Source organism: Rhodopila sp. (assembly GCF_965276935.1).
Classification (GTDB): Bacteria; Pseudomonadota; Alphaproteobacteria; order Acetobacterales; family Acetobacteraceae; genus Rhodopila.
Genome location: NZ_CBDIBS010000004.1, coordinates 1,328,161 through 1,350,438, shown reverse-complemented (window position 1 = coordinate 1,350,438; position 22,278 = coordinate 1,328,161). Strand labels below are relative to the sequence as shown.

The window sequence follows — 22,278 nt, the reverse complement described above, 5'->3', positions numbered from 1 at the left end:
CCCTTGTCGCGCATCAACGCCATGTTTCGGCTAGATATTAGGCAGCTCCGACGCGTGCAGCCCAGCCAGCCGACGAATTCGGCGGCGACCTGACGCGGCTGCTATCTGCTGGCATGGCGCTTGCTGGACCTGCATGCTCGTAAGCCACCGTATTCACCTGAATGGACCGATCGCACATGAGCCTGCTCCGCCGGGTCACGCTGGCTAGTGCCGCGCGATGACCCGCCCCAAACTGCACTTCGGCGCCTTCCTCTACACCCCCGGCAATCACAGCGCCGGCTGGCGCCACCCGGACGCGGTGCCACAGACCGACATGCACTTTCCCTGGTACGTCGAGATGGCTCGCACGGCGGAGCGTGGCAAGCTGGACACCATTTTTCTGCAGGATACCGCCGCGGTGGGCGGCAGCGGCGCGTTGGACGGCACCAGTCCATACCGGCCATCGCAGGGCCGGCAGGTGCATCTGGAACCGGTCAGCCTGATCGCCGCCCTGGCCGCCGTCACCACCCGGATCGGCCTGATCTCCACCGCCACGACAACATACAACGAGCCATACAACCTTGCCCGTCGCTTCGCCACCATCGACCATATCAGCGGCGGCCGTGCCGGATGGAACCTTGTTACCTCGCAGGTCGAGGACGAGGCCGGCAATTTCGGCTTTGACCGGCATGTCGATCATGCCAACCGTTACGAACGGGCGTCGGAATTCTACGATGTCGTTGCTGGCCTGTGGGATAGCTGGGAGGACGATGCCTTCCTGCACGACAAGCAATCAGGGCTTTATTACGATGTGGACAAGCTGCATTTCCTGCGTCACCGGGGCGCGCATTTCTCTGTCCGCGGCCCGCTGAACGTTTCGCGTACGCCGCAAGGCCGTCCGGTCGTGGCGCAGGCGGGCTCCTTCGACGTCGGGCGGGAATTGGCGGCACGCACCGCGGATCTGGTGTTCACCGCGCAGACCGTGATCGGCGACGGCCGGGCGTTCCGCACGGACCTGAGAAGCCGGGCGGAACGTCATGGCCGCGCCCCGGAGGACATCAAGATCCTGCCCGGCCTGATGCCGATCACCGGCCGCACGGATGCGGAGGCGCAAGACAAGTTCGAGCAGTTGCAGGAACTGATCGACGACCGTCTGGCGATGACCTCGCTGGCGCGCCTGACCGGCGATCTGGATATCTATCAATACGACCCGAACGGCCCGCTGCCGCCGTTGCCGCCCAGCAATGCCGCGAAGGCGCGCCAGGCGCTGATCATGGAACTGGCGCGCGAGAAGAACCTGACCATCAGACAGATCGCGCGCTACCTCGGCACCTCCCAGGGGCACCGGGTGGTGCATGGTTCCGCCAGAAGCATTGCCGACACGATGGAGGAATGGCTGCTGGCCGGCGCGGCGGACGGCTTCAACCTGCTGTTTCCGTTCTTCCCGGGGCCACTGAATGATTTCGTCGATCTGGTGGTGCCGGAACTGCAACGCCGCGGCATCTTCCGCACCGAGTATGAAGGCCGCACGCTGCGGGAAAACCTTGGTGTTCCAGTGCCGCCGAACCGCTACGCGGCATCCAGACAAGGGATCAGGTCATGAAGCATGGCAAGCCAACCCGCAGGACGCTGTTAAGCGGCGCCTCCGCCGCACTCGCGCTGGGTGCCGAACCGTTGCACGCCGAGACACCGGGCGATCCGATCCGCCCGCTGGTGCTGATCAGCAAGCCGCAGGCAAACGATCCGGCGCAGTATCAGGCGGCGCAGCTCGCGATGCAGGAATGGCGCAAGCTGGGCCTGAAGGTGACCTTGCAGGTGCTGCCGCCCACGCAGCAAAGCTCCGCCGTATGGATGAACCGCACCAAGTGGGACATGACGACGTGGGAGATGGTGGGACGGCCGGAACGTAGCGATCCGGACGAACTCACCTACAGCCTGTTCTATTCCGGCCTGGCCGACACCGGTTACGACTTCGTCGGCTACAAGAACTCGGAATACGACCGACTGGCGAAGGCGCAGCGGGCCGAGGAGGACCGCGACAAGCGCGTTGCGCTGGTGAAGCAGACCCAGATGTTGATCAAGCGGGATCAGCCTTATGTGTATCTGGTGTATCCGCGCCGCTCGATGGCCTTCAACACTGAAATCTGGGATCCCGCCACCATCGTTGAGGAAGCCGGCATCGGCATCCGCAACTTCTGGAGCTTTCTGCAAGCCAAACCGCTTGGCGCGCAGAAGGACATGATCCTGAACGCGCCGCAACCGACGTCGACGCTCAACCCGGTGCACATGGACCCGATCGGAAGCTGGGTCACCGACATGATCTGGGACCACCTGATGCGGGTGGACATTCATGGCAACCCGGTGCCCTGGGCCGCGGAGCAGGTCCGCTTGACCGATCCGACGACGGTGGAGGCGGTGCTGCGAGACGGCATGAAATTCCATGACGGCCAGCCGGTCACGGCCGAGGACGTGCAATACTCTTTCCAAATGCCAGCGGTGAAGGCCAAGGCGCCGCAGTTCTATCCCAACGTCGCCAATATCGACTCGGTGACCGTCACCGGGCCACGTACCGTGCAATTCAAGCTCAAGGCGCCGCAAGCCGCGTTCTTCACCGCCACGCTGTCGAAGATCGCGATCATTCCGAAGCACGTCTGGAAGCCCATCATGGACGGCCTGGAAGGCACGTCGCAGACGGTGGAAGACTACCGGGAGCAAAAGTGCATTGGCTCCGGCCCGTTCCGCTTCGTGCACTGGCGCGACCCGGAGGAGATCATGCTGGAGCGTAACCCTGACCATTGGTCGCCGCCGAAGCTGGACCGCTGGATCCTGCGCACGGTGTCCAACCAGGAGGCAACGCTGGGGATGCTGCGCAACGGCGAGATCAACTTCCTGGCGATCTTCACCGGCGACCCGCAGAACGTCGCCGAACTGGCGAAGCAGGAGCCGAAGATCAAGGTCGTCACCACCACCGATCTAGGCTTCCAGTATATTGCGTTGAACCTGCGCCGCCCGCCGTTCGACGACACCGCGTTCCGCGTCGCACTGTCCACCGCGATCAGCCGTCGCATCATGGCGGCGGCGGCGTGGAACGGATACGCGGAACCGGCCGGGTCCTGCGTCTCCACGGCGCTGCCGTTCTGGCACGCCGAGGACAGCCTGCTGGCCGGCGGCGACCTGGCGAAGTCGAAGCAGTTGCTGGCGGCGGCGGGCTACACGCTGGCGGGCGGCCAGTTGCACTATCCGGCGGGACGCAAAGAGGAGATCACCAGCGGGTGAACGGCAGGGCGCTTCTGCAGCGGCTTGGCCAGACCGTGTTCATCCTGTGGGTGGTCACCACGCTGTTGTTCTTCATGTTCCGGCTGATGCCGGGATCGCCGTTGGCAGCCTACATCGACACCTCCATGACGCCGGAGCAGCAGGCCATCCTGCTGCACCAGTTCGGGCTCGACCAGCCACTCTGGAAGCAATACCTGCTGTATCTGTTCAACCTGGCGCAGGGCAACCTCGGGGTCTCCTTCATTTACAAGGAACCCGTACGGACGCTGCTGCTGGCGGCGCTGCCGAACACGCTGCTGCTGACGCTGACCTCGCTGCTGATCGCCTACGCGTTTGGCACGCTGGCGGGTGCATTCCTGGCGGCGCGCCGCGGCACGTGGATCGAAACGATATCACTGCCGGCGGTGCTGGCCAGCCGAGCCTTGCCGGAATTCTGGCTGGGGATGGTGCTGCTGGCGGTGTTCAGCTTTTCATTCGGCCTGTTCCCGGCGGGCGGCGCCACCAGTCCCGGTGCGAGTTTCCCCAATGCCCTTGCGCGCTATGCGTCGCTGGATTTTCTCCGCCATCTGGTGTTGCCGGCGCTGACCTTGGCGATCTTCCTGCAAGGCCTGCCGACCCTGTTGATGCGATCGAACATGCTGGAGGTGATGCAGGAGGAATTCGTCGTGATGTCCCGCATCAAGGGTCTGTCGGAGTGGTCGATCATCATCCGCCATGCCGCGCGCAACGCCTTGCTGCCGGTCGCCACGGCGCTGGCGCTGGGTATCGGTTCGTCGCTCGGCGGCAACGTGGTGGTGGAAAGCGTGTTCAGTTGGCCTGGCCTCGGGAAGCGGTTGGTGGAGGCGGTGTCGGCCAGTGATTATCCCCTGGCCCAGGGCGCGTTCATGATGATCGCCGCCGCGCAGGTGGTGATGAACTGCGTGGCGGATGTGGTCTATTCCGCACTCGACCCGAGAGTGGGACAGCGTTGATGTCGACCACCAGCATCATGACGGTGTCGCTGCGCCGGCAGGGCCGCGATCCCTATTTCGTCGCGGGCATGGCAATCTACCTGCTGTTCATCGTGGTCGCGCTGTTCGCCGACAGCATTGCGCCCAATGCACCAAGGGATATCCTGTTCCGGCCCGATGGCACCCTCGCGGCGGCGCTGCCGCCCAGCCCCGCGTTTCCGCTCGGCACGACGACATCCGGCAACGACATCTTCTCGCAGCTTGTGCACGGCGCCCAGGGCGCGCTGATCGTCGGCACCAGCGCCGCCGTCGTCGTCGTCAGCGTCGGCACCCTGGTCGGGCTGCTGACCGGCTACTTCGGCGGCCTGGTCGATGCCGTGCTGATGCGCGTGGCCGACATCGCGCTGGGCATTCCGCTGCTGCCCTTCGTCATCGTGCTGGCGGCGTTCCTCGGCCCGACCACCTGGAACGTGGTGCTGGCCATGTCGCTGCTGCTGTGGCCGAATGCCGCGCGCATCATCCGCGCTCAGGTGCTCAGCCTGCGGGAACGTGCGTATATCGAGGCCGCGCGCACCGCCGGATCAGGCCATTGGCGCATTCTGTTCCACCACATCGCGCCGAACGTGCTGCCGTTGGCGCTGCTGTTCGGCTCCATCGCCATCGGCTGGGCGATCCTGACCGAGGCCAGCGTCAGCTTCCTGGGCTTCGCCGATCCGGATACCACGACCTGGGGCTTCATGCTGCAGGACGCCTACGTGTCGCAGGCGCTGTCGCGTGGGCTGTACAACTGGTTCGTGCCGCCGGGGATCTGCATCGTGCTGCTGGTTTCCGCCGGCTTCTTCATCAGCCGCAGCTACGAGCAGTTCCTTTTCCCGCGGCTGCGGGACTAGCTGCTCATGCCCGACCTGCTGGCACCGGAAAATGCCCACACGCCGCTGCGTCATGCCGTTCCCGCCTTGCTGTCGGTACGCGACCTGCGCGTCTCCTACCGCACCGGACGGGGCATCGCCCATGCGGTGGACGGCGCCAGCTTTGACGTCGGTCAGGCGGAGATGGTCGGGCTGGTAGGCGAATCCGGTTGCGGCAAGACCACGGCCGCCCGCTCGCTGACTGGCGTGATGGCCGGCAATGCAAGCGTCACCGGCGGCAATGTCACATTCACCGGCCAGAACCTGCTGGCGCTGGACAAGCAGGCGATGCGCGCGGTCCGCTGGAAGCAGATCGCCTTCGTGCCGCAATCGGCGATGAACTCGCTGGACCCTGTCTACCGGGTGGAACGGCAGATCAAGGAGGTGCTGATCCGCAACGGCCTGCGTGGACGGCCGGCGCGGGCGCGTGCCCTGGCGTTGCTCGACATGGTAGGGCTTGAGCCAAGCGTGCTGGCCGCCTTCCCGCACCAGCTCAGCGGCGGGATGCGCCAACGGGTGGCAATCGCCCTGGCCCTGGCGCTGGACCCGCTGCTGGTCATTGCCGACGAGCCGGTCACCGCCCTGGACGTCATCGTCCAGCGCGAGGTGCTGGACACCCTGCGCGACCTGCAGAAGCGGCTGCACCTGTCGGTGATCATGATCACGCACGACATCAGCGTGGTGGCGTATTGCTGCGACAGCATCGTGGTGATGTATGCCGGCCAGGTCGTGGAATCCGGTCCCAGCAGCGCGCTATTGGGTGCGGCGGCGCATCCCTACACCATGGGCCTGTGCAATGCCTTTCCGGACCTGGAGCGGGCGGCGGACCTGCTGGTGCCGATCCAGGGCAGCCCGCCCGACCTGCACGAGCCGCCGGCCGGCTGCCGCTTCGCCCCACGCTGTCCCTTCGCCGTCACGCGCTGCACTGTTCAGGTACCGCCGCTGGTCGAGATCGAACCTGGCCACAAGGCCGCCTGCTGGCGCAGCGCTGAAGCCGGCATATTGCGGCAACGCGCCATGGAGGCGACGACGTGGATGCGATGACCGACACGGCCTTGGTCGAGGTGCGTGGACTGACCAAGCATTTCACCACAAGCGGCGGCGTCACCAGAGCGGTCGATGGATTGGACTTTCGGATCAGCCGCGGCGAGACCGTCGGGTTGCTGGGCGAGTCGGGCAGCGGCAAGACCACCACCGGCCGGCTGCTGCTGCGGCTGACGCCACCCAGCGGCGGCGAGATCAGGTTCAACGGCGCCGATGTCGCGTCGCTGCGTGGCGCGGCGCTGAAGACATTTCGCACCCAGGCGCAACTGGTTTTTCAGAACCCGTTCGATGCGCTGAACCCAAGGTTCACCATGCGCCAGTCGTTGGCCGAACCGCTGATCAATGCCGGCGTGGCAAAAGCCGAGCGGGAGGATCGGATGCAGGCGGTCCTCCGGCAGGTGCACCTGCCTGATGCCGCGTCGGTCCTCGCAACATTTCCGCACCAGATGTCCGGCGGGCAGCTTCAGCGCGTGGTACTGGCACGGGCGTTGATCCTCGAGCCTGACTTCATCGTGGCAGACGAGCCGGTGTCGATGCTGGATGTCAGCGTCCGCGCCGGCATCCTGAACCTGATGCGGGATGTGCGCGATGCGATGGGTCTCGCCGCGATCTACATCTCCCATGACGTCACGTTGGTACGTTATGTCTGCGCCCGCACGCTGGTGATGTATCGCGGCCGCATTATCGAGGACGGTCCCACCGCCGATGTGGTGCGCCGGCCGCGACACCCCTATACGCAAGCGCTGATCAGCGCGGTTCCGGTGCCGCGCGCGCAGCAGAACCGCGCACCCATCCTGCTGCGGCACAACCGCGGCGGATCGCTGGATCTTGCCGTCGGCTGCGGCTTCCGCGACCGTTGTCCGCACGCTTTCGACCGCTGCGTCGTGGAAAAGCCCGCGCTGCGGCCGGTCGCGTCGGCCCACCTGACCGCCTGCCATCTCGATCTGTAAGCCTGGAGCGCCTGTCATGCCGAAACGCCAGCTCAAGCTCACCGCCTTCTGCCATCCGCCCGGCCACTGGCGCATGCCGGGCGCGAAACCCACCGACATGGACTTCGAGGAATGCGTCTACCTGGCGCAGGTGGCGGAGCGCGGCAAGTTCGACATGCTGTTCTTCCAGGACAGCGCCGCCGTGGCACCGGCGTTCTATCTGTCCGGCGGCAATGCCGAAACATTGGCGGAAGCCGCGCGCTGCGTGCGGCTGGAACCGCTGACCCTGCTTGCGGCCCTGGCAGCCGTGACGAAGCACCTCGGCCTGGTCGCCACCGCGACCACGACCTACAACGACCCGTTCAACATCGCCCGCAAGTTCGCGACGATCGACCATATCAGCAAGGGGCGCGCCGGCTGGAACCTGGTGACCTCGCAGAACGTCGACGAGGCGCAGAATTTCAGCCAGGACAAGCACATGGACCACGCGCTGCGCTACGAGCGGGCGCAGGAATTCTATGATGTGGTCACCGGTCTCTGGGATAGCTGGGAAGACGACGCGATCATCCGCGACCACAAGACCGGCCGATACATCGAGGCGAGCAAGCTGCATGTGCTCAACCACAAGGGCAAGCATTTCTCTGTCCGCGGGCCGCTGAACGTCGCCCGACCGCCGCAGGGCTATCCGATTGTCGCGCAGGCGGGATCGTCCGATCCTGGGCGGGAACTGGCAGCCCGCACCGCGGATGTGGTGTTCACCGCCCAGGTTTCGCTGGACGAAGCGCAGGCGTTCTACGCCGATGTCAAGGGCCGCATGGCGCGCTACGGCCGATCGACGGACGACATCGTCATCATGCCGGGCATCCGCTACGTGCTCGGTGCGACCGAGAGCGAGGCACAGGAACGGTACGAAATGATGCTGTCGGAAGCCTCCGACGACGGCGCCCTGGCAAGTGTGCAACGTTTGTGTGGCAATCTGGATATACGTGACTTCCCGCTGGATGGTCCGCTACCCGATCTGCCGCCCAGCAACGCCGCCAAGGCTCGGCAGAAGATGATGATCGACCTGGCGCGCCGGGAGAACCTGAGCATCCGCGAATTGGCCCGGCGCTTCACCTTCAGCCTGGGCCACTTGGTCTATGTCGGCACCGCCATGCGGCTGGCGGATATGATGGAGGAATGGCTGACCCAGGATGCGGCGGACGGCTTCACCATGCTGTCGCCGTATTTCCCGCAGCCGCTTGAGCTGTTCGTCGAAACGGTGATACCCGAACTGCGGCGGCGGGGGATCTTCCGCACCGAGTATGAGGGCACCACGTTGCGGGAAAACCTGGGGCTCCGGTTCCGGACAAATCGATACGTCGGAATCAAGCAGGCGGTCGGAGCATAGGACTTTGTCAAGCAGGTGGACATCCCACCCCTCCCAGAGAGTCCAGAGCTGATTGCGGATCGCATGCGGTTTGATCAGCGCGCGGTTAACTACTTTCCAGAAACTCATCTCTCTATCGCGACGTGGCAGGTGCGATGGATGAGGTTCTGATGGGCTTCAGAGCTACAGCACGGCAGTCTCGGCGGGGACCGTGACCATCGATGCCCGGGTGCTCGGCAGGATAAAGTGGATGATCACGGTTGCAATCACATAGACGCTGGCGCAGGCGAAGAAAACAACGGTGTAGTTGTTGCCGGTCGCGTCAAGCACACGACCGATGACCGCAGCGGAGAAAGCACCCGCGATGGAGCTTATGGCACCGCCGAGCCCGACCGCGGAGGCGATCGCCCCGCGCGGCATGGTATCGGATACCAGCGTGAACAGATTGGCGGAGAAGCCTTGATGCGCGGCCATGGCGATGCCGATCAGCAGAACCGCGGTCCACACGCTATCAAGCCGAGGCGCTAGGAATACCGGTACCGTGCAGACAGCGCAGATAAGCAGCGTAATCTTGCGGGCGGGGAATACGTCCATGCCACGCTTGATCAGTGCCGAGGATACCCACCCACCGGCGATCGAGCCAACATCGGTGAGCAGATAGATGAGTATCAGCGGCAATCCCACAGCGAACAGCGACACATGGAACTTGGAGTTGAGAAAGCTCGGCACCCAGTTGTTGTAGAACCACCAGGCTGGATTGGTGAGCACACCGCCAGCGATGTAGACCCATGTGCCGGGATAGGCCAGCAGCTTGCCCCAGGGAACCTTCTGCACAGAGACTTCCGGATCCTGGTTGATGTAGGCGCGTTCGCTCGGCGCGACGCGCGGGTGCTCGGCGGGGCTGCGATAGCTGATCAGCCAGAAGACAACCCAGATCAGCCCGATCGCGCCGGTGACGTAGAATGCGGCCTGCCAGCCTGAGAAGGCGACGACCAGGGCGCCGATCAACGGCGCGAGCATCGCGCCAATGTTGCTGCCGGAATTGAAAATGCCGGTGGCGAACGCGCGGTCGCGAACCGGGAACCATATGGCGATCGTCTTGATGCAGGTCGGGAAATTGCCGCCTTCGCCGAGGCCGAGGACGATGCGGGCGAGGATGAACCCGGCAACGGAACTAACTATGCCATGCGCGGTGGACGCCAGGCACCATAGGATCGCGGCGGCGGCAAGGCCAAGGCGGATGCCGATCTTGTCGGTGAGCCACCCCATCCCCGCATAACCGATGGCATAGGCGATCGAAAAGCAGAAGATGATATTGCCGAAATCGGTTTCGGTGAAGTGCAGATTGCCCTGGATCGTCGGCTTGAGCACGCCAAGGATGTTGCGGTCCATGTAGTTGACGGTGGTTATGACGAACAGCAGACCACAAATGACCCAGCGGTAACTGCTGGCAGGCCTGGCGCTGGCTGGCATACCGGATATGGTCATCCGGATTCTCCCCGGTGTTGGTTCTTGGACGATGTTTATCTACACTTTACTGGCTTCATTGGCGAGGGCGGCCGATCGGCTCCGGACCGGCGGGTCAACCGCAGGCCAGCTCACTCGGCCGCCCGTCGGCTATCGTACCGATGGTTGCGATCAACGCATGGCCTGAGCCCGAGGTTCTCGCGCAGTGTCTGGAATCAGTACTTATGCAGAAACATTATACGCCACTGCAACTTGGGAATGACCATGCCGACGAAATCCTCGCACCCGGCGGGCAGATGGGTCGGCGTGATGTTAATGCCATCGTAGGCCTGGCTCTCGAACCTCGCCTGCATCTCGTCGGCAATCCGCGCCGGCGTGCCGATCAGGCAGAGGTTGAACAACGCTTTCCAGGACCCCGGGCAGCGCAGCTTATTCGGCCGCCTGGGAAGATGATGCCAGGGTTTGATGACGATTGACGTAAGGCGTCAATCCAAGATTCTCCCGCAACGTGAAACCCTCGTATTCCGTTCGAAACAACCCTCGCCGCTGCAGTTCGGGCACCACCAGTTCAACGAAATCCTGTAAGCCGCCCGGCAGATGCGATGGACAGATATTGAACCCATCCGCGCCGCCTGCCTCGAACCAAACCTGCATATCGTCGGCGATCTGGCCGGGCGTGTCGACCAGCACGCGTCCGCCATTCCCTGCCATCATGAATTCATACAGGCTGCGAATACTCATCTTGTCCCGCTGAGACATCTCGAACAAGCCTTTGCCTATACTGCGGATCCGCACGTTCCCATCGGGCTCCGGCACCGGTCCATCGATCGGGTAATCGGACAGATCACCCAGGTAGTTGTACAGCACCGCCAGCCCGACCTTCGGATGGATCAGCCGCCGCATCTCGTCATACTTGGCCCGTGCCTCCGCCTCAGTGCGGCCGACATAGGGCGTGAAGCCGGGCAGGACCTTCACCGCATCCGGCGAGCGTCCATGTCGCGCGGCCTTTTCCTTGACCGAAGCATAATATTTTTGCGCCGAGACCAGGTCGAACGCCATCGAATAGACCACGTCGGCATACGCGCCGGCGATCGCCTGGCCCTGCTCCGCCGCGCCGGCCTGCACCAGAATCGGCCGGCCCTGCGGCGTCGGCCCTGAACTCAATGGACCGCGTACCGAGAAGTGCTTGCCCCTGTGGTTCAGCACATGCAGCTTCGCCGGATCGAAGTACAGACCGGTTTCCTTGTCTCGCACCAGCGCGCCGTCTTCAAAGCTGTCCCACAGCCCCGTCACGACCTGGACGAACTCCGCGGCGCGCTCATAGCGAGTTTCGTAATCGAGATGTTTTTCCCGACCAAAATTCCGCGCCTCCTCATCCGACCACGATGTCACGATGTTCCACCCTGCTCGGCCGCCGCTGATGTGATCAAGCGAGGCGTATTTGCGGGCAACGTGAAATGGCTCGTTGTAGGTGGTCGATGCGGTTGCGACCAGCCCGATGTGATGCGTGTTCGCCGCGATGGCGGACAGCAGGGTCAGCGGTTCCAGGTCGATGGTCTGGGCGGAGCGGCACAGCGAACCCTCGGGTTCGTCGCGGACACGCATTCCGATGCCATCCGCCAGGAATACCATGTCGAATTTGGCGCGCTCCGCCATTTGGGCAGTATCGAGGAAATATCGATAATCCAGCGTGCCCGCCGCCGGCACATCAGGATGCCGCCAACCGGCCAAATGATACCCGTGATAGCGCATCGACAGGCCCAACCGCATTTGTCCAAGGCGGGTCATCTTAGTCTCTCCGGTTGCTCCGCAGCGCCAAGACAGATGCAATCTGCATACCGCGCTCGGCGCTTTCATCGCTGCCGCAGGCTCGCTATCTACGTCTTTGCGAACATCATGGCCGCAAGGCGTGCACGACGAACCTGCGCCCGCCATAACGACGATCTAAGGCGGTTGAGTTGCTGCAAACCATCTGATGATGTCCAGACGTGCCTTATCCTGGAACCCGGCGTGCCGCCCCACGCCGGACAGCCTGGGATAATGCCGGCTGTTACGCCGCCAATACTGTCTGTGGGCCGCGCACCAGTTTGCCCGGCAGGGCGCCGGTCGGCTGGCCGTCGCGGAACGTCACATTGCCGGAGACGATCGTCGCATCGTAGCCATGCACCGTCTGCAGCAGCCGCTTGCCGCCGGCCGGCAGATCACTGACCACGTAGGGCGCGTCGGCGCCGAGCCGGTCCCAGTCGATGATGTTGACGTCGGCCTTCTTGCCGGCGGCCAGGATGCCGCGGTCGTGCAGCCCGGCCGCCGTCGCGGTGTCCGAGGTCATGCGGCGGATCAGTTCGGCGACATCCCACCGCTTGCGGTCGCGGCCCCAGTGGGTCAGCAGCCAGGTCTGGTAGCCGGCGTCCAGGATGAAGGCGACATGCGCGCCGCCGTCGCCCAGACCCATGATGCAGTTGCGGTTGTCCAGCGTGGTTTCGGAAACCGTCAGGTCGCCCCCAGCGTAATTGCCCAGCGGCATGTAGATGAAGTTGGCGCCGTCGTCCTCGATCAGGATGTCGTAGGCGACCTCCGGCGGCGTGCGGCCTTCGCGGGCGGCGATGGCGGCGATGCTGTCCTGCTTGGCCGGCAGGTAGTTGGCCGGGTTGCCGAAGCGGAACATGAAGTCGAACGACAGGCGGTGGAACAACGGGAAGGTGCTGCCTTTCTTCGGATCCTCGCTCAGGATCTGGCGGCGGACGTCAGGATCGGCCATGCGGCGGGCGCGTTCCGCCACCGGCAGTTCCGCAATCGACCTGTAGGTCGGCGTGCCGGAGAACGGGTTCTGGCTGCCGGCCAGGCCGAGCATCACGCCGATCGCGCGGGGCGCGACGACGGGGCGGATGGACAGGCCGTCACGGGCCGCCTGGTCGGCATGCGCCAGCAAGTCACGCCAGACGTCGGGGCGGGAATGGCGCTGGGTCAGGGTGAAGACGGCGGGACGACCACTGGCCTCGATGATCCGGCGCAGCATGGCGAATTCTTCGTTATGGTCCGGTATCCATTCGGAGACCATCTCCAGCATGCCCGACCCGGCGTCCTTCATGCCGAGCGCGATGCCGCGCAGCTCCTCCTCCTGCGCGCGCAGGGTCGGGGTCGGATCGCCGCGCAAGGTCTTGTGCGACAGGCTGCGGGAGGTGGAGAAGCCAAAGGCGCCGACCTGCATCGCTTCGCGGGCGATCTGGCGCATATGGGCAATGTCGGACTGGTTGGCATTCTCCAGGTTGATCGCCCGGTCGCCCATGACGAACACGCGCACCGCGGCGTGCGGCAGCAGGGCGCAGATGTCGATGTCGCGCCGGCGCCGTTCCAGGGCCGTCAGGTATTCGCCGAAGCTTTCCCATTCCCAATTCAAGCCTTCATGCATGACCGCGCCGGGGATGTCCTCCACCCCTTCCATCAGCTCGATCAGGCGTTCGCGGTCGGTCGGCTTGCAGGGGGCGAAGCCGACGCCGCAGTTGCCCATCACGACGGTGGTGACGCCGTGGCTGGAGGAGGGCGACATGTGGCTGTCCCAGACCGCCTGGGCATCGTAGTGGGTGTGAATGTCGACAAAACCCGGGGTGACGAGCTTGCCCTTGGCGTTGATCTCCTCGGAACCGCTGCCGCTCACCGCGCCGACCGTGGCAATACGGTTGCCGATGATACCGACATCAGCCTCAAGCGGAGCGCTGTCGGTGCCGTCGACGACGGTGCCTCCGCGGATGACCAGATCATATTCTGGCATAGGATTCTCCTTCTTCCATGATCGCGTTTGATCCTGACGCAGCCCGTGCCGACCGGCAAGTTTTGGCGTCCTGCTGGGGCGGATCAGTCGCGAGGACCGGGTGCGGATGGAGTGGGCGCCTATGCTTGCCGGCCCGGTAGCGTCACGCCGCGGTCATCGACGGCTGGTTGCGGCGGTCTTCTGGCGGCGGGTTATCAAGAATCAACGCGGTGTCGACGATCGACTGCCCTGGATCTGATCCTGGCGCGGCGGTGATGGAGATCGAAACATTGTCGCGCTGTCGGCGTGCCCGCCAAATTCCACATGTTTCGCGAAACGTCTTCGCCGGAACCGGTTGAGCTGTTGCAAAACCCTGGAAGCCGCGCCCAAGGCGGGCCACCGCCTTGGGCTAATGATCGGATCGATCAGACCGCCGGTTTGGTGGTCCCCGGCGCAGCGGTAGCCGGCGTCTCGTTGACCGGTGTCCCAGTGACTGGGGTCGCGGTGGCGGTTCCAGGTTCCTTGGTGATCTCGACATCCTCCCGCCGCACCGTATCGCGTACGGTCTCGGTGCGGTCGGCGGCCTCCTTCTGGATCACCACTTCCTCGGTGACTCGGGCTGTCTTGCCGACGACAGCCTCCTCGCCGCTTTCGGTGACTTCGATGACCTTGTCGGTGAAGTCCGCTGTCGTCGCCGGGCGTGCGTCGGTAACCGGACGTCGCTCGACCGATACCGTTTCGTCGCGCAGCGTAACCTGCTCCTCCACAGGGGTTTCCACGACGTAACGACGAACCCGGGTCGTGCCGCGATTGACGGCACGCTTGGCGATCACCAATTCTTCTTCGGATAACTGGATCGCCTCTCCGTCGCCAGCACGCGCACCGGCCGCCATGGTCCCGGCGGTGGTAGTTCCAGCAGGTGTGGTCCCGGCAGTCGTAGTTCCAACAGGCATAGTTCCGGCAGCCATAGTCCCCGCAGTCGTGCTGTCGGTCAGCGGCGTGGCGGTAGTGGTGGTTGTCGTCGTCGAGCTTGCACCATAGCCGGCGGCTTGTTCATCGATATCGATCGGGTTGTGCCGCTCAAGGATATCCATCACCTGGGTGATGTGCTGCTCCGGCGCTTTCACCGTCAAGACAACCGACCCGCCCGCCAGGCTGCGATCAAAGACGGTGGTGTCATGTTCACGCTCCGGCGCGCCGCCGAAGAGGTTTGCCCAAAAACCTTGCTCGCGGTTGACGGCAGGCTTGGTGCTCGTGTCCGCGGGAAGCCCGCCCTCCGCATGCCGGGTGATGGCGTCCGACGGAACGCCCGCTGCTTCAAGATCGCGAACAGCGGCTGCAGCGTGTTCAGCCGTATCGAATACGGCAACGATGGTTTCATCCGTCATGTGTCAATCTTCCTTAACTGCCTGGGGTTGGGGAATCGGCGCAAGTTCAGGGCGGAGACCACTCCCGGGCTCCTCTGAACCCGGCCGCTCTATGACGACCTGCTGCTCGCGCAGCGTGACCGTCTCGCGGTGCCGCTCCGTCGTCCGCACACGTCGCAGCCGGATCTCCTCCTTGAGAACCAGCCGGCGCTCGACAACGAGTACTTCCTCGACAACGGAAATCACCGTTGTGTCGCCTTCCTCGCGAACCGGTGGAACGGCATCAACTGGCCGGCCAATCGGAGTCCGCTCGATCTCGACTTTCTCGTGCGTAACAGCTTCATCAACCAGATGGTCGTGATTGACGGTCCGGATATTTATCCGGAGTTTCCGCTCGACTGTCCGCCGCTCAACCGACAGGTCTTCGGCGTGCAGTGGAACAACAAGGTCGCCGGGGTCTGACGATGACACGACCGACATGAGATGAGGGGAATCCATTCACTGCGAGACCAAGAGGACACACTGCCCCTTCTGCGAGGCTGGACAATGCGTTCCATGGTCGAAAGTAAACGCACGGCGGCGCGTGGCGTTCCGTCACGGAGGCATCCTCTTGCCTCTGTGATGTTGCTGCGGCCAATGATCATCTATGTTCCGTTCTATTATCATTTGCCGTGTTTGGCGATCCGGCCCGCGTTGCGGCAAACCAGGATTATGTCGGCCTCGGTTGAGGCCTGCGCCAGCAGGTGAGATGGACGCAGCGACCCAGATCCGGCGGCAGCCATCCGCAAGCCCATACGTCCTTGGTCATCCGTGTCTACGGTTCATGAACGTGGCGACGTCCGGCTTGTCAAACAGTGTGGCGGTCGCTTCCCCAGGCCCGCATATGCCACTACGCTGCCGGCGAACCGGACAGGATCGCCCGCCGTGACCAATGCCCTTCGCCTGCTGCTGTGGACCGATGCCGCCGCCGCCTATGTCGATGCGATCGGCGAGGCAGGCCTGTCCGACCGCATCGTGATCGAGACGCTGGGGCGCAAGGCTTCCCCGTCGGATACGCAACTCGCACAGACGAACATGCTGCTTGTTGCCAATGTTCCGCCTGGTCTGCTGCCGCGGATGCCAAAGCTGCAATGGGCGCAGGCGCTGACGGCGGGGGTGGAGGCGTGGCTGGCCCTGCCAGATCTGCCGAAGGACCTGATGCTGACCTGCGCCCGCGGCACACACGGGGAATCAATGCCGGAGAACATCCTCGCCGCGTTGTTCCATATCGCCAAGCCCCTCGCCGCGATCGCCGAGGACCAGAAGCACAGCCGATGGACCAACCGCGTCGCGGAGCCGCTGAACGGCAAGACGCTCGGCATTCTAGGCCTGGGCGTAATCGGGCAGGAGGTCGCGCGCCTTGCCGCTGCGCTGGGCATGCAGGTGATCGGCACCCGCCGACGTCCGCAACCGATGTCCGGTCCGGTCGAAGTACTGCCGCCGGAACGAACCCAGGATCTGCTGGCGCGATCCGATTATGTGCTGCTGCTGCTGCCGGCAACGGCGGAAACCGAGAATTTCATCAACGCCGAACGCCTGGGACAAATGAGGTCCAACGCCTGGCTGCTGAATTTTGGCCGCGGGCACCTGATCAACGATGCTGACCTTATCGCCGCGATCACAGCGAAGCGGATCGCCGGTGCGGTGCTGGACGTGTTTCGCCAGGAACCGCTGCCCGCGGAGCATCCGTTCTGGACCACCGACGGTATTCTGGTGCTGCCGCACATTGGTGGCCCGCATCCGCGCCGTGACGAGATCGTTGCGCGCCTGTTTGTCGATAACCTGCGCCGCTTCCTCGATGGCCGACCGCTGAGGGAAGTCGTCGATCGCGTCGCTGGATATTAGGGCGCCTTTCAATCAAGCTGCATCAACTCGTCATGGCTGCCCTTGTGCCGGCCATCCACCCCCAGCCGTTGGTGCGAAGATGGCCGGGACAATCCCCTCTCGTGCTTGGGCGCCCGACCATGGCGAATTCAAAACGGAGCCACCTGATCGTTCAAGGCTGCCTCGTTGCCGATGTCCAATCGTGGTCTAACGGCTTGCTTGAGCGCGTGATTCACCCTTCCGACGGTCAGCCTCAGGCGATCACGCTCCCTAGACCTAAAAGAACACCAGGGTCCGCAGTTCGATGCTCTCGCGCGGAAGCCCGTCCAGCGGCGCGTTTGGGTCCTGAAATGACGTGTGCGGCATGAACCGCGCGCGCCCGTCATGCGCGGAGTCGTAGCATTTCAGCAGCAACGCCTCCTCGGCACGCATGTCCGGGGCGTAGTACCAACGATGCGCCGGATTGTAGGTCAAACCGTAAATCTCGCCGGTGCGGTCGCGGTAGATCAGGTCCTGCGGCACCAGGTCACCGTTAGCCAGGCTTCCGGCATCGCATACCGCCAGCGGCGCATCCGTCAAAGGACCGCGAATCGGCCGCCAGACGTTGACAATGGCGAACCGGCGAGTGAGCAGGGTCTCGGCCTCCGCGCCCATCAGGTCGCGGACGCGCTGCGGGCCGGACAGCTCCGTATAGTCTCCATAAATGCGGGTCACCGGCTGGCGCGCGGTTCCTGGCGTGCGGTCTTCCACGCCATGTTCGCGGCGGCGGATCGTGTGGTCGAACACCATCACGCGGCTTGCGCCGGTTGCCTGCTTCACCAGCGCCTCGGCCTCCGCGTAGTAGGTGTCGCGGAGTTCGGCCTCGTTATAAAAGTCTCGCACGGCAGTGGGCGCGTTGGTCAGAAGGAAACCTTGCGTGTCCAGCGCCAGGCCATCGGCGAGCGGCCGCATGTCATGGATGGGCACCACGTGTTGTTCGCTGATGATGTTGGACTTCGCCACGCCTTCAGGCGGATCGTAGGTATAGGTATGCGGTTTGTCCTTGGTCTTCGCCAGGTAAACGACCGCGCCTTCGACGCACGGCAGGTGGATGGCGACGTCCATGATATCTACTCCTTGTCTACAGCAAGCGGCACACCGATCTGTGTGTCGGGCACTTGGGGTGCATCAGGGCGGTTGACAAGTTAATTCCAGCGGGCAGGCAGAAGGTTTATTGCAGTGGCGGACAAGATATCCATGACGGAGCGGATCCTGGCGACGGCCGACCGGCTGTTCTACCAGCAGGGCATTCGCGCTGTCGGGGTGGATACCATCGCCGCCGAAGCCGGCATCAGCAAACGGTCGCTCTATGACACTTTCCCGTCCAAGGACCTGCTTGTTGCCGCCTACCTGCGCGGCCGCATTCTTCCATTTCCCGATTCAGCGGAAAATCCGATGGCGCAGGTGCTGGCGCTGTTCGACCAGCTACAGGCTCGCCTGGCCGCCGGCGGCTTCCGCGGCTGCCCCTTTGTCAACGCGGTGACGGAACTGGCGCGGGATTGCGAAGCCGCTCGCGCCATTGCGTTGCGATACAAGGAGGACCGGCGCCTCCACATCCGCGCGCTGCTGGCACAAGCCGGCGCATCCGAGCCAGATCGGCTCGCCAGCCAGATCGCGCTGCTGCTGGAAGGCGCGATCGCATCGATGTTGGTTCGCGAGGATCCGTCTGTTGCCGTGCAGGCCCGTGACGCCGCCGTCGTATTGATGCGGGCCGCGAACGTCGGGTGATGTGCCTTCGTATCGTGACTGATCTTGCCCAAGCAGGCGCCTCAGGCCTGGTTGGCTCAGACAGATAACCCGATGTGGCTCATGAGCGGCCGAGACCTGGGCCGGCCATGACTCGCGTGCAGCGGCGGCAAGCCGATCCCCCACATTATCCCAGGTGTTTATTAACTTCCTTGAGCACCTCGTCGACATGGCCGGTGACGCTGACCTTCCGCCATGCCTTCAGCACCTTCCCGTCTTCGTTGATCAGAAAGGTGCTTCGCTCGATCCCATTGTATTTGCGGCCGTACATCGACTTCTCGACCCAAGTGCCGAAGCGTTCCGACACCGCATGCGCCTCGTCCGATGCCAGCGGAAAGGTCAACCCATACTTGGCGGCGAATGTCTCGATCGGCTTCATCTTGTCCGGCGAGACGCCGATGACATCCAGGCCTATCTTGCCGAGGGTGGCGCCGGCTTCCTCGAACGAGCAGGCCTGTTTCGTGCAGCCTGGCGTGTCCGCCTTCGGATAGAAATAGAGAATAAACGTCTTGCCCTTCATTCTGGATAGACTGACTGTTCGTCCGCCCGAGGCGGGCAGTTCGAAATCAGGTGCCGGATCACCTTCCGCAATGCTCATTCGCCGCAATCTCCCACGTGCCTGATGAAGATGGTTCGTACCTGTCGCGCAATATCATCGAGCTTAAACAGCAGTTCGGGAATTTCAACCGCCTGAATGCCAGCCTGGGCGACCGCCCGCAGCAGCAGGTCCGCCGCTGTCGGCGGCAGTCCACGCGGGCCAACCTGCCCCACCGTCAGACGCAGGATGCCCTGAATCGTCCGCCACACATGATCGGCGTTGATCAGCAGGTCGGCATCATCGCCAGGCAGCAAGCTGGCATCCCGCAGTCGCCGAAGCGCGCTGGCTGTTGTCGAACTCAGGATATCGGGATGATCCGGCGCATGAACCAACTGCAGCACCTGCGTCACGAACTCCACATCGATCTGTCCGCCTGGGCGAAGCTTGACGTCCCATGGCCCATGGTGCGGATGATCACGTCTCATCCTGGCCCGCATCGCGGTCGCATCGATCCTGATCCGGGCTGGATCACCAGGCTGGTGAAGGACATCCTGAATGGCCTGATATACACGTTCCCACAGCGCTGGCGGGCCGGCCACGACCCTGGCCCGCGTCAGCGCCATGCGTTCCCAGGTCCACGCATCCTGGGCGTGATAGCGGACGAAGCTTTCCAGCGAAACCGCGACCGGCCCTTTGTTGCCGGACGGTCGCAGCCGCATATCAACGGCGTACATCTGTCCTTCGGATCCCTGTGTGGTCAGCGCGGCGATACAGGCATGGGTCGCCCGCACGAACCATTGGCTGGCTGGCAAGCTGCGTGCGCCGCGGCTTTCGGTCACGTCAGGCGGGTGGTCGTAGATCAGTATCAGGTCGAGGTCTGATCCGGCCATCATCTCCTGGCCGCCCGCCTTGCCCATGGCGACCACCGCCAGTGCGCCACCCTCGACCTCACCGAAGCGTAAGGCGAAATCAGCCAGCACCCGCGGGATCAGTATCGACAGGGTCGCATCCGCGAGGCCGGTTCGCTGACGTCCCGCGGCATTCGCATCCAGGCGGCCTTCCAGCGTGGCCACCGAAATAAGAAAATCCTTCTCCTTCACCGCGCTGCGGATGATCTGAATGGTATCTTCCAGTTGGCGACTGTCGGCGATGCGGGTTTGCAGCATATGAGCCGATGACATGTCGTCTTCCGGCACGATCAGTCCCTCCAGCGCGCTGGGATAGCGCGCCAGATGTTCCGCCAGAAGCGGCGCGCCGCCGAGAACGACGGCGATCCGCTCCAGCAGCGCCGGATTGTGCTGAAACAGGGACATTGGCTGCACCCCCGATGGCAGGGCGGTGATGAAACGATCAAACCGCCTGAAGGCTTCATCTGGATCGGACTGACGGCTGAGCGACGTCAGGATCGCCGGCACCATGGTGGTCATCAACTCGCGTGCGCGGCTTGATCGCAAAGCACGAACATGCCCGGCCAGCCAGCCGCGCACGGTGGTCAGGATATGCCAGGATGCATGGTATCCCATGGCTTCCAAGGCCGCGATGGTGCCGGCTTGTTCCCGGTCATCATGACCGAAGTCGAGATCGGGCCTGATCGCCACGACACCGGGGGGATCGGGAACATGTCGGAAGACAGCTTGATAGTTTTGCCGAACCGTATCGGCGACGCGCAAGAATCGCGTGGCGAGATCATGGGAACTGTCAAAGCGCAGGAACCGGGCGATGCGATCCAGTTCGGCTCCCGCCCTTGGAAAACTGTGGGTCTGGCGATCATTGACCATCTGCAGCCGATGCTCAACCTGTCGAAGGAACCGATAGGCTGCCTTGAGTTCAGCGGATGCTGTCGCCTTGAGATGCCCGGCCGCTACCAACGCATCGAGCGCCGGCAAGGTTGGCGATACCCGCACCGCCGGATCGCGTCCGCCCCAGACAAGCTGCAGCGTCTGAACCAGAAATTCGATCTCCCTGATGCCGCCCTCACCGAGTTTGACATCGCGTTCGGCGACTTGCGCGACGAGGTCCCGCGCCGTGTTCGCGACCAAGGTTTTCCTGGCGTTGACGCGGCGCTTCATTGCGTGGATGTCCGCCATGGCGGCAAAGTCCAGCCCGCGACGCCAGACAAACGGACGGATCGCCGCCAGAAACCGGTGGCCGAGAGCCAGATCGCCGGCGACCGGCCGAGCCTTGATCATTGCCGCGCGTTCCCAGTTCTGGGCGAGACTTTCGTAGTAGATGACAGCGGAATCGTAAGCGACCGCGAGTGGTGTCGCGGCGGGATCAGGACGCAGCCGCATATCTGTTCTGAATACGTATCCATTAATGTCGCGGTCCTGCATCAGGCCGACAAGGTCGCGTGCCAGGCGGGATGTGAATGGGCCGGCCGTCTCTTCAGACACACTACCACTGTAGATCGATGAAGTCCGGTCATAGATCAGTATCAGGTCGATGTCAGAAGAGTAGTTCAATTCCCGTGCGCCTAATTTGCCCATGCCGAGCACGACAAAGCCGGTGTTCTGTTCCGGCCGGTGCAGGTCAGTCAGGTGAATCTTTCCAGCATCGTGCGCAATTCGGAACAAATGGCTGATGGCCAGGCGCAGCCCTGCCTCGGCCAGATCGGACAGCACCGCGGTGACGTTTCCAAGCGACCAGATCGCGCCGATATCCGCTATTCCCGTGATCAATGCAGTGACCCGCTTCGCCTGCCGAAGCACGGCCGATATGGTTTGGCGCGAACTCCCCGGCGGCGTGTTTTTTAGCTGCATCAAATGGTCGGCGACGATTGCATCCGGACCATCCCGGACAAGCCGTCGGAGCGCACGGGATTCGCGGATTGCAAGGTCAGCCAGGTACGGACTATTCCCACCCAGGCAGCGGAGCATGGTTAGAAAGTGGGGCTCGCCAATCAGTTGTGCTTCGGCTCGACCAAGCTCGCGGAAGCGTTCCACCAGCCGATCCGCCGCTGTTTGATCATAAGGAGTCGGCCACTGGTCCGGCAAGGAGCAGGATTGCATTACGCAATAGTCTCGCAATGATTCGAGTGTCCGGTCAAGTCTTGCAA

At 63.6% G+C, this 22,278-nt stretch carries 18 protein-coding genes; 9 read left to right on the top strand and 9 right to left on the bottom strand.

The features are described from left to right. The first annotated feature begins 217 nt into the window (after positions 1 to 217). The 7 genes from ACQY4S_RS22515 to ACQY4S_RS22485 are packed head-to-tail and all read left to right on the top strand — an operon-like array spanning position 218 to position 8,476. A complete protein-coding gene (locus tag ACQY4S_RS22515; RefSeq protein WP_428487432.1) occupies positions 218 to 1,582 on the top strand; it encodes an LLM class flavin-dependent oxidoreductase in 1,365 nt (454 codons plus the stop codon). Beyond that, a complete protein-coding gene (locus ACQY4S_RS22510) occupies positions 1,579 to 3,255 on the top strand; it encodes an ABC transporter substrate-binding protein (protein ID WP_428487431.1) in 1,677 nt (558 codons plus the stop codon). Before ACQY4S_RS22515 ends, ACQY4S_RS22510 begins: the two co-directional genes overlap by 4 nt. Further along, the gene (locus ACQY4S_RS22505; RefSeq protein ID WP_428487430.1) at positions 3,252 to 4,226 is read left to right on the top strand and encodes an ABC transporter permease; all 975 of its coding nucleotides are present in this window, start codon (positions 3,252 to 3,254) and stop codon (positions 4,224 to 4,226) included. The genes ACQY4S_RS22510 and ACQY4S_RS22505 overlap by 4 nt, the downstream gene beginning before the upstream one ends. Next, on the top strand, positions 4,226 to 5,095 hold the full coding sequence (locus tag ACQY4S_RS22500) for an ABC transporter permease (RefSeq protein WP_428487429.1): 870 nt from the start codon (positions 4,226 to 4,228) through the stop codon (positions 5,093 to 5,095). Before ACQY4S_RS22505 ends, ACQY4S_RS22500 begins: the two co-directional genes overlap by 1 nt. A gap of 6 nt (positions 5,096 to 5,101) precedes the next feature. Continuing rightward, positions 5,102 to 6,157 carry an ABC transporter ATP-binding protein gene (locus ACQY4S_RS22495; RefSeq protein WP_428487428.1) on the top strand — a complete coding sequence of 352 codons (1,056 nt, stop codon included), beginning with the start codon at positions 5,102 to 5,104 and terminating at the stop codon, positions 6,155 to 6,157. Further along, the gene (locus ACQY4S_RS22490) at positions 6,154 to 7,107 is read left to right on the top strand and encodes an oligopeptide/dipeptide ABC transporter ATP-binding protein (protein WP_428488476.1); all 954 of its coding nucleotides are present in this window, start codon (positions 6,154 to 6,156) and stop codon (positions 7,105 to 7,107) included. Before ACQY4S_RS22495 ends, ACQY4S_RS22490 begins: the two co-directional genes overlap by 4 nt. A gap of 16 nt (positions 7,108 to 7,123) precedes the next feature. Then, entirely contained in the window at positions 7,124 to 8,476 is a 1,353-nt protein-coding gene (locus tag ACQY4S_RS22485) for an LLM class flavin-dependent oxidoreductase (protein ID WP_428487427.1), read from the top strand. 162 nt (positions 8,477 to 8,638) lie between these two features. Here the strand turns inward: ACQY4S_RS22485 and ACQY4S_RS22480 are convergent, their stop codons facing one another. The 6 genes from ACQY4S_RS22480 to ACQY4S_RS22455 all read right to left on the bottom strand — a co-directional run bounded on the left by ACQY4S_RS22480 (position 8,639) and on the right by ACQY4S_RS22455 (position 15,517). Continuing rightward, positions 8,639 to 9,943 (bottom strand): MFS transporter, encoded by a 1,305-nt coding sequence (locus tag ACQY4S_RS22480; protein WP_428487426.1) that lies wholly within the window; start codon positions 9,941 to 9,943, stop codon positions 8,639 to 8,641. A gap of 194 nt (positions 9,944 to 10,137) precedes the next feature. Beyond that, complete coding sequence (locus tag ACQY4S_RS22475; RefSeq protein ID WP_428487425.1) at positions 10,138 to 10,323, bottom strand: hypothetical protein; 186 nt, start codon at positions 10,321 to 10,323, stop codon at positions 10,138 to 10,140. A 28-nt stretch (positions 10,324 to 10,351) separates the two neighbouring features. Then, positions 10,352 to 11,710, bottom strand: a complete 1,359-nt coding sequence (locus tag ACQY4S_RS22470; RefSeq protein ID WP_428487424.1) for an LLM class flavin-dependent oxidoreductase — start codon at positions 11,708 to 11,710, stop codon at positions 10,352 to 10,354. 262 nt (positions 11,711 to 11,972) lie between these two features. Next, positions 11,973 to 13,691, bottom strand: coding sequence for an N-acyl-D-amino-acid deacylase family protein (locus ACQY4S_RS22465; protein ID WP_428487423.1), 1,719 nt, complete (start codon positions 13,689 to 13,691; stop codon positions 11,973 to 11,975). A 404-nt stretch (positions 13,692 to 14,095) separates the two neighbouring features. Further along, positions 14,096 to 15,058: a YsnF/AvaK domain-containing protein gene (locus ACQY4S_RS22460; RefSeq protein ID WP_428487422.1), complete on the bottom strand. Its 963-nt coding sequence runs from the start codon at positions 15,056 to 15,058 to the stop codon at positions 14,096 to 14,098. 3 nt (positions 15,059 to 15,061) lie between these two features. Further along, positions 15,062 to 15,517 (bottom strand): DUF2382 domain-containing protein, encoded by a 456-nt coding sequence (locus ACQY4S_RS22455; RefSeq protein ID WP_428487421.1) that lies wholly within the window; start codon positions 15,515 to 15,517, stop codon positions 15,062 to 15,064. Positions 15,518 to 15,961: 444 nt separating this feature from the next. Between ACQY4S_RS22455 and ACQY4S_RS22450 the strand changes: the two genes are divergently transcribed. Beyond that, the gene (locus ACQY4S_RS22450) at positions 15,962 to 16,921 is read left to right on the top strand and encodes a D-2-hydroxyacid dehydrogenase (protein WP_428487420.1); all 960 of its coding nucleotides are present in this window, start codon (positions 15,962 to 15,964) and stop codon (positions 16,919 to 16,921) included. Positions 16,922 to 17,176: 255 nt separating this feature from the next. On the opposite strand, the gene ACQY4S_RS22445 is transcribed toward ACQY4S_RS22450, so the two are convergent. Beyond that, the gene (locus ACQY4S_RS22445; RefSeq protein WP_428487419.1) at positions 17,177 to 18,004 is read right to left on the bottom strand and encodes a CmcJ/NvfI family oxidoreductase; all 828 of its coding nucleotides are present in this window, start codon (positions 18,002 to 18,004) and stop codon (positions 17,177 to 17,179) included. A gap of 132 nt (positions 18,005 to 18,136) precedes the next feature. Here ACQY4S_RS22445 and ACQY4S_RS22440 point away from each other — a divergent pair, with 132 nt between their 5' ends. After that, entirely contained in the window at positions 18,137 to 18,667 is a 531-nt protein-coding gene (locus ACQY4S_RS22440; protein WP_428487418.1) for a TetR/AcrR family transcriptional regulator, read from the top strand. 145 nt (positions 18,668 to 18,812) lie between these two features. Here the strand turns inward: ACQY4S_RS22440 and bcp are convergent, their stop codons facing one another. Beyond that, positions 18,813 to 19,283, bottom strand: a complete 471-nt coding sequence (bcp, locus tag ACQY4S_RS22435) for a thioredoxin-dependent thiol peroxidase (protein WP_428487417.1) — start codon at positions 19,281 to 19,283, stop codon at positions 18,813 to 18,815. Beyond that, a complete protein-coding gene (locus ACQY4S_RS22430) occupies positions 19,280 to 22,231 on the bottom strand; it encodes a bifunctional [glutamine synthetase] adenylyltransferase/[glutamine synthetase]-adenylyl-L-tyrosine phosphorylase (protein WP_428487416.1) in 2,952 nt (983 codons plus the stop codon). The genes bcp and ACQY4S_RS22430 overlap by 4 nt, the downstream gene beginning before the upstream one ends. Positions 22,232 to 22,278: the final 47 nt, after the last annotated feature.

Excerpts from the sequence above, each read along its gene's own strand:
- ACQY4S_RS22515 (WP_428487432.1), top strand. The coding sequence starts at position 218 with ATGACCCGCCCCAAACTGCACTTCGGCGCCTTCCTCTACACCCCCGGC.
- ACQY4S_RS22510 (WP_428487431.1), top strand. The coding sequence starts at position 1,579 with ATGAAGCATGGCAAGCCAACCCGCAGGACGCTGTTAAGCGGCGCCTCC.
- ACQY4S_RS22500 (WP_428487429.1), top strand. The coding sequence starts at position 4,226 with ATGTCGACCACCAGCATCATGACGGTGTCGCTGCGCCGGCAGGGCCGC.
- ACQY4S_RS22495 (WP_428487428.1), top strand. The coding sequence starts at position 5,102 with ATGCCCGACCTGCTGGCACCGGAAAATGCCCACACGCCGCTGCGTCAT.
- ACQY4S_RS22490 (WP_428488476.1), top strand. The coding sequence starts at position 6,154 with ATGACCGACACGGCCTTGGTCGAGGTGCGTGGACTGACCAAGCATTTC.
- ACQY4S_RS22485 (WP_428487427.1), top strand. The coding sequence starts at position 7,124 with ATGCCGAAACGCCAGCTCAAGCTCACCGCCTTCTGCCATCCGCCCGGC.
- ACQY4S_RS22480 (WP_428487426.1), bottom strand. The coding sequence starts at position 9,943 with ATGACCATATCCGGTATGCCAGCCAGCGCCAGGCCTGCCAGCAGTTAC.
- ACQY4S_RS22470 (WP_428487424.1), bottom strand. The coding sequence starts at position 11,710 with ATGACCCGCCTTGGACAAATGCGGTTGGGCCTGTCGATGCGCTATCAC.
- ACQY4S_RS22465 (WP_428487423.1), bottom strand. The coding sequence starts at position 13,691 with ATGCCAGAATATGATCTGGTCATCCGCGGAGGCACCGTCGTCGACGGC.
- ACQY4S_RS22460 (WP_428487422.1), bottom strand. The coding sequence starts at position 15,058 with ATGACGGATGAAACCATCGTTGCCGTATTCGATACGGCTGAACACGCT.
- ACQY4S_RS22455 (WP_428487421.1), bottom strand. The coding sequence starts at position 15,517 with ATGTCGGTCGTGTCATCGTCAGACCCCGGCGACCTTGTTGTTCCACTG.
- ACQY4S_RS22445 (WP_428487419.1), bottom strand. The coding sequence starts at position 18,004 with ATGGACGTCGCCATCCACCTGCCGTGCGTCGAAGGCGCGGTCGTTTAC.
- ACQY4S_RS22440 (WP_428487418.1), top strand. The coding sequence starts at position 18,137 with ATGACGGAGCGGATCCTGGCGACGGCCGACCGGCTGTTCTACCAGCAG.
- bcp (WP_428487417.1), bottom strand. The coding sequence starts at position 19,283 with ATGAGCATTGCGGAAGGTGATCCGGCACCTGATTTCGAACTGCCCGCC.
- ACQY4S_RS22430 (WP_428487416.1), bottom strand. The coding sequence starts at position 22,231 with ATGCAATCCTGCTCCTTGCCGGACCAGTGGCCGACTCCTTATGATCAA.